Source organism: Cryobacterium sp. (genome assembly GCF_025463825.1).
Lineage (GTDB): Bacteria > Actinomycetota > Actinomycetes > Actinomycetales > Microbacteriaceae > Cryobacterium.
This window is the reverse complement of sequence record NZ_JAODBG010000037.1, coordinates 1-8,949: the sequence shown is the minus strand read 5'-3', so window position 1 is coordinate 8,949 and position 8,949 is coordinate 1. Positions and strand designations below refer to the sequence as shown.

At 67.2% G+C, this 8,949-nt stretch carries 11 protein-coding genes and 1 tRNA gene; 7 read left to right on the top strand and 5 right to left on the bottom strand.

Annotated features, from left to right (window positions below; genetic code table 11):
* Positions 1-83: 83 nt before the first annotated feature.
* The gene (locus JWP54_RS17660) at positions 84-515 is read right to left on the bottom strand and encodes a phosphotransferase (RefSeq protein WP_367274182.1); all 432 of its coding nucleotides are present in this window, start codon (positions 513-515) and stop codon (positions 84-86) included.
* A gap of 98 nt (positions 516-613) precedes the next feature.
* On the opposite strand from JWP54_RS17660, the gene JWP54_RS04650 reads away from it, so the two are divergent.
* Positions 614-1,945: a phosphoribosyltransferase family protein gene (locus JWP54_RS04650; protein ID WP_297367979.1), complete on the top strand. Its 1,332-nt coding sequence runs from the start codon at positions 614-616 to the stop codon at positions 1,943-1,945.
* Between the two features lie 50 nt (positions 1,946-1,995).
* The gene (locus JWP54_RS04645; protein WP_297367976.1) at positions 1,996-2,709 is read left to right on the top strand and encodes a phosphoribosyltransferase; all 714 of its coding nucleotides are present in this window, start codon (positions 1,996-1,998) and stop codon (positions 2,707-2,709) included.
* On the opposite strand, the gene JWP54_RS04640 is transcribed toward JWP54_RS04645, so the two are convergent.
* Together JWP54_RS04640 and JWP54_RS04635 are read right to left on the bottom strand one after the other, a co-directional pair.
* On the bottom strand, positions 2,640-3,017 hold the full coding sequence (locus JWP54_RS04640; protein ID WP_297367973.1) for a YciI family protein: 378 nt from the start codon (positions 3,015-3,017) through the stop codon (positions 2,640-2,642). The genes JWP54_RS04645 and JWP54_RS04640 overlap by 70 nt on opposite strands.
* A gap of 58 nt (positions 3,018-3,075) precedes the next feature.
* Positions 3,076-3,714, bottom strand: a complete 639-nt coding sequence (locus JWP54_RS04635) for an MBL fold metallo-hydrolase (protein ID WP_297367970.1) — start codon at positions 3,712-3,714, stop codon at positions 3,076-3,078.
* Positions 3,715-3,896: 182 nt separating this feature from the next.
* On the opposite strand from JWP54_RS04635, the gene JWP54_RS04630 reads away from it, so the two are divergent.
* Positions 3,897-3,969: transfer RNA gene (locus JWP54_RS04630), tRNA-Glu, on the top strand.
* A 159-nt stretch (positions 3,970-4,128) separates the two neighbouring features.
* Entirely contained in the window at positions 4,129-4,689 is a 561-nt protein-coding gene (locus tag JWP54_RS04625; protein WP_297367966.1) for a DoxX family protein, read from the top strand.
* Positions 4,690-4,754: 65 nt separating this feature from the next.
* On the opposite strand, the gene JWP54_RS04620 is transcribed toward JWP54_RS04625, so the two are convergent.
* Positions 4,755-4,886, bottom strand: a complete 132-nt coding sequence (locus JWP54_RS04620) for a hypothetical protein (RefSeq protein ID WP_297367963.1) — start codon at positions 4,884-4,886, stop codon at positions 4,755-4,757.
* A gap of 440 nt (positions 4,887-5,326) precedes the next feature.
* Between JWP54_RS04620 and JWP54_RS04615 the strand changes: the two genes are divergently transcribed.
* Both JWP54_RS04615 and JWP54_RS04610 read left to right on the top strand, forming a co-directional pair.
* Positions 5,327-6,352: a TerC family protein gene (locus tag JWP54_RS04615; protein ID WP_297367960.1), complete on the top strand. Its 1,026-nt coding sequence runs from the start codon at positions 5,327-5,329 to the stop codon at positions 6,350-6,352.
* Between the two features lie 168 nt (positions 6,353-6,520).
* Positions 6,521-7,300 carry a protein phosphatase 2C domain-containing protein gene (locus JWP54_RS04610; protein WP_297367957.1) on the top strand — a complete coding sequence of 260 codons (780 nt, stop codon included), beginning with the start codon at positions 6,521-6,523 and terminating at the stop codon, positions 7,298-7,300.
* Here JWP54_RS04610 and JWP54_RS04605 read toward each other — a convergent pair.
* The gene (locus JWP54_RS04605; RefSeq protein WP_297367954.1) at positions 7,297-8,256 is read right to left on the bottom strand and encodes an MFS transporter; all 960 of its coding nucleotides are present in this window, start codon (positions 8,254-8,256) and stop codon (positions 7,297-7,299) included. The genes JWP54_RS04610 and JWP54_RS04605 overlap by 4 nt on opposite strands.
* Positions 8,257-8,474: 218 nt before the next feature.
* Between JWP54_RS04605 and JWP54_RS04600 the strand changes: the two genes are divergently transcribed.
* The coding region (locus JWP54_RS04600; protein ID WP_297367951.1) for an aconitase family protein at positions 8,475-8,949 on the top strand (475 nt) is incomplete at its 3' end.

The following is an 8,949-nucleotide window of genomic DNA, read 5'->3' as shown; positions in this document are numbered from 1 at the left end:
GCCAGTCAGGCCCGGTGACAACACCCCCCGGATCATGGACGACTGGGGGCAAGAACCATGCCGGGCCTGACAGGCCAACACCCTCACATAACTACACGATCAAGGGCTACGAAGAAAGTAACGGGGGGATCAGATCCCCGTGGGACATCACCTCCGCGCCTCCCGGCGCCGTCGGGGGTGGCCACGGAACCCGGGAGCCAGGTCTGCACCGACCACGGCAGGGGATAGCCATGGCCGGGTGCGCCGATCGCGACCGGCGACGGGACGGGCACCGAACTGTGCAGCGCCAGTTCCCGGCTGGCGGCCGCTTCAGCGGCCAGCCCTGCCCGAGACGAACTCGAGTCAGCCGCGCGGGGTGGGAAACGGGCGGACAGGGTGGACCCAACCCGGAAGATAGCGTTCACCGTCGCATCTGAGGCCAACGGATCGACCGGCTCATTCCGCCACTGGGGAAATAGCTCGGCGATCAGCAGGCGCACCGTGTCCACGTCCACATGCAATTGGTCCTCGTGCATGCTCATCCCGCAATCATGACCCAGGTGCACGCCCGGCACACCGGTTTCGTGCGACTGGGCGGCTAGCGCGGCCGATGCGCCGGGTCGATGATGGCTGCGTGGTGCTCTTCACCGATCGTGTCGACGCGGGCCGCCGGCTCGCTTCCCAGCTGCTCGACCTGCGCGGGCAGGACGTCGTGGTGCTCGGCATCCCCCGAGGAGGAGTGCCCGTCGCGTACGAGGTGGCAGCCGTGCTGGGGGTGCCGCTGGACGTCATCATGGTGCGGAAGCTCGGGGTGCCGTTCCAGCCCGAGTTCGCCATGGGAGCCATCGGCGAGGGCGGCGAGGAACTCGTCGACGAATCCATCGTGGCCCTCACCGGCGTCACCGACGAGGAGGTGAGCGCGGTCGAAGCCCGCGAGCGCGCCGAGCTCGATGACCGGGTCGCGCGGCTGCGGCCGGGCCGGGAGCGGGTCGCGCTGGACGGCCGAATCGCGGTGATCGTGGATGACGGCGTGGCTACCGGCGCCACGGCCCAGGTGGCCTGTGACGTGGCGAGACGACTCGGTGCCGAACGGGTGGTCCTCGCCGTTCCGGTGATCGCCGCCAGCACCCTGCCGAACCTGACCGGGGCGGACGAGGTCGTCTACGTCGCCGCGCCCGAGACGTTCTGGGCGGTGGGACAGTTCTACTCGGACTTCTCAGCGACCAGCGACGAAGAGGTCGTGCGGCTCCTCGACGAAGCCGGGCGGCGGTTGCACGGGGAGCCGGCGAGCGTGGCCGGCACCAGTGCGGACGCCGACCTGGACCTCGACATCCCGCTGGCGAAGGTGACGGTGCGGGGACACCTGCACCTACCCGCGTCGCCGACGGGCGTCGTGCTTTTTGCGCACGGCAGCGGCAGCAGCCGGCACAGCCCCCGCAACCGGTACGTCGCCGAGGTACTGTTCCACGCCGGGCTGGGCACGCTGTTGTTCGACCTGCTCACTCCCCAGGAAGGGCCTGACCGCGCCAATGTCTTCAACATCGAACTGCTCGCCCAACGCCTGACTGCAGCCACGCACTGGCTGGCCCGCCGTCCCGACACGGCCGGTTGCCGCATCGGATATTTCGGCGCGAGCACCGGCGCCGCCGCGGCGCTGTGGGCGGCGGGGGAAAAGGGAACCCGGGTTGCCGCCGTCGTTTCGCGCGGCGGCCGGCCCGACCTGGCCGGACCCCGACTGGCCCAGGTGACCGCGCCGACCCTGCTCATCGTCGGCAGCGCGGACGCCACCGTGCTGGACCTCAACCGCGACGCGCAGACCCACCTGAGTTGCGAGAACCGGTTGGCCGTCATACCCGGCGCCACCCACCTGTTCGAGGAACCCGGCACCCTCGGCGCCGCCGCCGACCTGGCCGCTGACTGGTTCACCCGGTTTCTGCTGCGCTCACCCGACGACACAGCTCACTGACTCTTCTTCCGCACCTTGCGGCGGGCGACGGTGTGGACGACGCTGCACCCATGGCGCTCTTCGACGATCGAGCGGATGCCGGCCGCCAGTTGGCCAGCATGCTCGACGACTACCGCGGTAGAGATCTCGTGGTGCTGGGACTGCCGCGTGGGGGAGTGCCCGTCGCCGCCGCAGTCGCGAAGCGCCTGCACGCCCCCCTGGACGTGATCGTCGTGCGCAAGCTGGGTCTTTCGTTCGAACCGGAGGTCGCAATGGGCGCAATCGGCGAGGAGGGGGTGTACGTGCGAAACGCCCGGGTCCTCGCCCAGTCAGGCGTTCCCGACGCGCAGCTCCGTGCCGTTGAACGCCGGGAGCGGCCGCTGCTGGAGGCCCGTGTCGCCGAACTCCGCGCAGGCCGGCCCCGGGTGGAGCTCGCCGGCCGCATCGCACTGATCGTGGATGACGGGGTCGCAACCGGCTCGACGGCCAGGGCGGCGTGCCAGGTGGCCCGGCTCATGGGCGCCGCCCGGGTCGTCCTCGCGGCTCCGGTGATCGCCGCGGGCGCCGTCACCGAGTTGCAGCGGCCGGCGGGGGAATGCGCCGACCGCGTGATCTCGGTCGCCGCCCCGTTCGGGTTCGCATCCGTGGGGCAGTACTACCGGCACTTCGATGCCACCACGAACGCCGATGTGACCGCGTTGCTTGCGGCGAGCGGTCAGGACCCGCCGCGCCAGCGCCCGTCCTGGAACGCCACCGCTGACGGCCGTACCTCGACGACGCCGTAGAGCGCCGCCGGGCATTTCTCGGCCCAATCCAGCGCCGCCGCCCGGTTCGCCACGTCGATGACGAAGCACCCGGCCAGGCTCTCGACGGCGTCGATGAACGGGCCTTCGCGCACTTCGTGGCTGCCGTCGCGGAGGGTCACCGTGGTGGACTCCGCGGCCGGGCGGTAGATATCCGCCGCCACGAGGGCGCCAGACTCCTGCAGCGACGCCGCGTACGCGTCGAACAGCTCCCGGAACGGAGGCAGTTCTTCCTCGGAGATGTCACCCTCGCGGGTCTCGGCCCTGATGATCAGTAACGAGAAGCGCATGAGATCTCCTTTGATTCAGGCGAGTCGGGTCGTCGTCGGCTGGGTTCAGGCGGATCGCCTACAGGTCGAGTGACTCGTGCGGTTCGAGCGGGAAGAAGGTGCCGCCGCTCTGCTCCGTGGCGGTTTTGATCCGGGTATTGGCGAGGTCCTTGCCTCCTCGGGACAATCCCATCTCGTGGGTCGGGAAGCTGCGCTCCGGCTTGACTGCGAGCACGTAGTCCATCACCTCGCCGATCTTCAGCCAGGGGGCGCCGGCCGGCACGGCCAGGGTCTTCACGACCACACCGTCCGGAATCGTGAACGCATCGCCGGGGTAGAACAATTCATCGTTGACGAGCACCCCCACGTTGTCGATCACCGGAATCGAGGAGTGGATCACCGCGTGCTTCTCGCCGAAGAAGCGCAGCGTGAACGGACCCACCGTGACGGTGTCACCCTCGGCGACCACGTTCACGGCGATGTCCCCGGTCGCGGCGGCCACGCCCGCGGGGCCGTAAATCGGCACGCCGGGGTTCATCGAGATGACGCGGCCCAGCTGTTCGGGCGTCCAGTGGTCGGGGTGCTCGTGGGTGATCACGATCGCGGCCGCGTTGGCGGTCTCGGTCAGTGCCGTCGTGAACGATCCCGGGTCGATGAACAGCTTCTGCCCGGAGGCTTCGAGGACGAGTGCGGCGTGCTCCAGTTTGGTCAACTTCATGTTCTGATCCAATACCTAAACCGGGTGCTGGGCAACGCGCGACACGCGCATCCTGCGGCCCGGCGAGGCCCGGCATCCGTTGATGCCGACGGATGCCCCCTCCGCCGGCCGCGACGCGCGGAAGGACCACTCGATTTGAACTGTGTATCGAGCGTGTGGCATACTCGTGAAGTTGCAAAAACGGCCCCATCGTTTAGCGGCCTAGGACACCGCCCTCTCACGGCGGTAACACCGGTTCGAATCCGGTTGGGGTCACACTCGCCCGGCTCTCCTTCCTCGAAGGAGAGCCGGGCACTTTTCGTTAAGCGCATGGGACGTTCGGCCCTGTCGTTGCTGAACAAAGGCTGAGAGTCTGGAACTCCAGCCGGTGGCAGAAGCCACGGGCATCAGCACCCGACTCTAAGGAACCCTCCCATGGCCAGCACCACAATTCGCGGGGCAACACTCAACGCTCCCGCGCACGACGTCGGCACCACCCGGCTCCAGCGTCGCACCCGCGCGGTGATGCGCCTGGCCATTGGATTCATCTTCCTGTGGGCGTTCCTGGACAAAACCTTCGGCCTGGGGTTTTCGACCCCCGCGGAGCGTGCCTGGCTCAACGGCGGCACCCCGGCCCAGGGCTTCCTGAACAGCCCCGGCGTCACCGGCCCGCTACAGCCGTTCTTCGTCGGCATCGCAAGTCCACTGGTGGACTTCCTGTTCATGCTCGGAATGATCGCCGTGGGGCTGGCCGTCATGCTCGGTGTCGGCTTGCGCATCAGCGCCGCCGCCGGCAGCCTCATCATGGTCTTCATGTACCTCGCGGAATGGCCCTTCGCCGCGGGCGCGGCTTCGACCAATCCGCTGGTCGACTACCACATCATCTACGCACTGGCCCTGATCGTCGTGGCGGTCTTCGCCGCCGGCGACACCTGGGGCTTCGGCATCACCTGGAAGGCACTGCCGATCGTGCGCAAGTACCCCTGGCTCGTCTAGGGACCAGCTGCGCACAGCCGACCTGCCGGCCGCCCTTCGGGGCGGCCGGTTCGGCGCGCCGCCGGTTAGTAGTTCGTTCCGCTGCGCGGGTTCGAACGGGTGATCTTGGCCACCTCTTCGTCGATGGCGTCTTCGGTGATGATGCCGCGATTGGGGCCGAAGGCGTCCAGGCCGATGAAGAAGGCGGCGATTTCCATGCCGCCAATGGGCCAGATCGGCCAGAAGTATCGGGATCGGTCAGCAGCCACACCGTGGTGACGATGAGCGTCACCCCGAGCCAGACACCGCAGTAGTTCCAGAAATCCCGGCGCGCTTTGAGCCTTTTCCGGGCCAGGGTGCGGAGTTCTTCGTTGTTCATACAGCGAGAGCATCGCCGGTATTGCGCCTGAACCATCCCCTGATCGGTTGACCGTTCGACGTTGTCTTCGGGCCGGTTCAGATCACCCGAGCCGAGTAAGATCGAAAGCCGAAGGGGAGTATCCCTCTGGGTTCCCCTCGGACGGCCCTATGCCGTGGTCGTCAACACGGGCCGCTTGCGGTCCCGGCCGCGGCGGTGTCGGCTGAGCCGATGCGGGAGAGACTTTCGGGTTCTTATTCTGACTCCAGCACCCGCCCGACTCTGAAAGGCCCCCTTTTCGTGAATCTTGAGTTGCCCCTCGCCTTCGAGGTGGCGTCGCTGGTCATCCTGACCGTGATCCTCGTTGCCGACCTCCTGATCGTCTACAAACGGCCCCACGTACCCTCGATCCGGGAGGCCACCCTGTGGGTCGTCTTCTACGTGGGCCTGGCACTGGTTTTCGCGTTGCTGATGCTGATCTTCGGCGGCGGCGAACATGCCGGTCAATTCCTGGCCGGCTGGCTCACCGAGTACAGCCTGAGCATCGACAACCTTTTCGTGTTCGTCATCATCATGGCCAGGTTCTCGGTGCCCCGGAAATATCAGCAGGAAGTGCTGATGGCGGGCATTATCATCGCCCTCGTGCTGCGCGGTATCTTCATCCTGCTCGGCGCCCAGCTGATCGAGAACTTCAGCTGGATCTTCTACATCTTCGGCGCGTTCCTGCTCTACACCGCCATCCACCAGGCCTTCGCCAAAGAAGGTGGCGAGGACGACGCCGAGAACGGGCTGGTGCGTTACCTGCGTCGCCACATTCGGATCTCCCCAACCTTCGACGGCTCGAAGATCCGCACCACGATCGATGGCCGCAAGCTCTTCACGCCCATGTTGATCGTGCTGATCGCCATCGGCACCACCGACCTGATCTTCGCGCTCGACTCGATCCCGGCCATCTTCGGCATCACCCAAAGTCCGTTCATCGTGTTCACGGCCAACGTCTTCGCCCTGATGGGCCTGCGCCAGCTGTACTTCCTGCTCGGCGGCCTGCTGGAACGTCTCGAGTACCTGAAGTACGGCATCGCTTTCATCCTGTTCTTCATCGGCGTCAAGCTCGTCTTCCACGCCCTGCACACCAACGAGGTACCGTTCCTCAACGGCGGCGAAGGTTTCGAATGGGCGCCGGAGATCAACACCTGGACCTCCCTCGCCGTGATCATCGTGTCGATGGCCGTCGCCACCGTCGCAAGCCTGATCAAGACGAACAGGGACACCCGCAGGGCGAATGCGGTCGAATCCGCTGAATCCACCGGTCCCACCGGCGAATAGACTCGGTTGAAGTTCGGCCGGACCGGCCGAAAGGATTGATACGGTGGAGGCTCCACTTCCCCCGGTCCGGGCCGGAAGCGCTCCGGATGCGGGCATGGACGCGACTCCTGGAGTGAAGATGGCTGGAGTGCAGATGGCTGGCGGGTCCCCGGCGGTACGACGATGGCTGTGAACGGCGAGACTGCGATCACCCTCGGCTCGGCAGACCTGCGGGTGCGTTTCGGCGCCAGCAGCGACGTCGGCCGGGTGCGCAAGGTCAACGAAGACAGCTTCCTGGCCCAGGCGCCGGTCTTCTTCGTGGCCGACGGGATGGGCGGTCACGCCCACGGGGACGCTGCCAGCCAGACCGTCATCCGCGTCTTCACCGATCACATCGAAGAGAACCTCCCGTCGACCCCGGAGCGGATCCTCGATGCCATCCACTCCTCGAACGACGCGGTCCGTGGCCTCAGCTCCGACGAGGACTTCGGCACCGCGATCTCCGGCACCACCCTCGCGGGCGTCGCGGTCGTCGACGCCGGGGACGGCATCGGGTTTCACTGGATGGCCTACAACGTGGGCGATTCACGGATCTACACCTGGGACGGCGCCGCTCTCGCCCAACTCAGCGTTGACCACTCCGCGGTGCAGGAGATGGTCGAGGCCGGCCTGATCAAGGCGGCCGACGCCGAGAAGCACCCGGTGCGCAATGTCATCACCCGCGCCATCGGAGCCGACGAATTCGTCGACGCGGATGTCTGGTTGCAGCCGGCCACGGGCACCCACACATTCCTGATCTGCTCCGACGGTCTCACGAAGGAGCTGTCGGTGCGGGAGATGACGACCGTGCTGACCGGGCACGCCGGACGGGACCTCGGCTCGCTCGCCGATGAACTGGTCGCCGCCGCGCTGGCCAAGGGCGGCCGCGACAACGTCACCGTCGTCCTCGTCGAATCGACGCTCGACTAAGCGTCCGTGGACTCGGCGGCGGGGCGCTGGGAGAGCGGCGGAGTCCGCGGCAGTCTCAGCGCCGCGCCGAAACCGGCCAGACCGGCCAGCGCCAGCCCCGCGTAGACCACGGTGAGAGCGGTCTGCCTGGCCTGGGCGTTGATGGCCAGTGTCGCCGTCTGCTGCTCGGCGGGGGCGTCCGCGATCACGTCGGTGATTGGCGCGTCGCTGACGATCTGCGCCTTGCTCGTCACCGCCGTCTCCAACTGGGACTGCTGCGACGACGAGAACTCCGTGCTCTCCCCGATGAGGGTGGTGGCCGTGACCACGAACACGCTCAGGATGAGCGCGCCGGTCAGGGACGTGCCCGGGGAGTCGCCGATGTTCTGCGAGGTGTTGATGACGCCGGAGGTCTCATTGGACCGTTGCGGTTCCACGGACGACATGATGAGGTTCTGGTTCTGGGACGCGATCGTGCCCGCGCCGAACCCGATCAGCGCGAGCCCCACGTCGAACTCGGCGCCGCTGGTGGCATCCCGGGCGAGCAGGCCCACGGCCAGGGCGCCGAGCACGGTGATGGCGAACCCGGCCAGGATCACCGAGCGGGGGCGGAACCGCCGGCTGAACACCCGGCCTCTCACCGCCGCCGCCAGGAGCACGGCCAGGGACAGGGGAAGCACAATGACGCCGCTCTGGATCGCGGAATAGTCCAGTTCCATCTGCCGGTCGCGGGAGCGTTCCACCAGGATGAAGGCGATCAGGAACATCAGGCCGATGGCGACGAGGATGACCGTGGGGGAGATCTGCCCGGCGGAGAGCAGGACCTGCCCGGCAACAGTGCCACCAGCAGTTCGCTGGCGAAGGCCATCCGCCAGGACAGGTAGGTGGTGAAGAGCCCGCCGATGATCGGACCGATGCGCGCGCTTCCGGCCGATGATGTCGCCGACCTTGGCGCCGGCGATCTTGAACGCCGCCATCACCAGCGTGTAGAGCGTGATGGCGTTCTGGATGCCGGTGACCGTGGGTTGACGCGAGCCGCGCCTTGCCTGACGGAATGCGTGTGCAGTGTTAGCCTGAGGTGTGCTGTTTAGTCGACTTCTTCTTCTGTGCCGCGACGAGTCCCGTATCTGAAGGCCTCACTCGTCGCGGAGTTCGTCGTTGGCTCACCACCATTTCCCGAGGAAGATCCACGAACATGACTGATGCAGTAAGCACCGTTCCCCCGAGCGCGGACGCACGTCCACGCACCCTGGCCGAGAAGGTCTGGGACAAACACCTGGTCGCGAAGGGGGAGGACGGCACCCCCGACCTCATCTACATCGACCTGCACCTCGTGCACGAGGTCACCAGCCCGCAGGCCTTCGACGGCCTGCGCCTGGCCGGGCGCCCGGTCCGCCGGCCCGATCTGACCATCGCGACCGAGGACCACAACACGCCGACCCTGGCGATCGACCGGCCCATCGCCGACCTCACCAGCCGCACCCAGATCGAGACGCTGCGCAAGAACTGCGCCGAGTTCGGCATCCGCCTGCACCCGATGGGTGATGCCAACCAGGGCATCGTGCACGTCATCGGCCCCCAGCTCGGCATCACCCAGCCGGGCATGACGATCGTCTGCGGCGACAGCCACACCAGCACGCACGGCGCGTTCGGTGCGCTCGCGTTCGGCA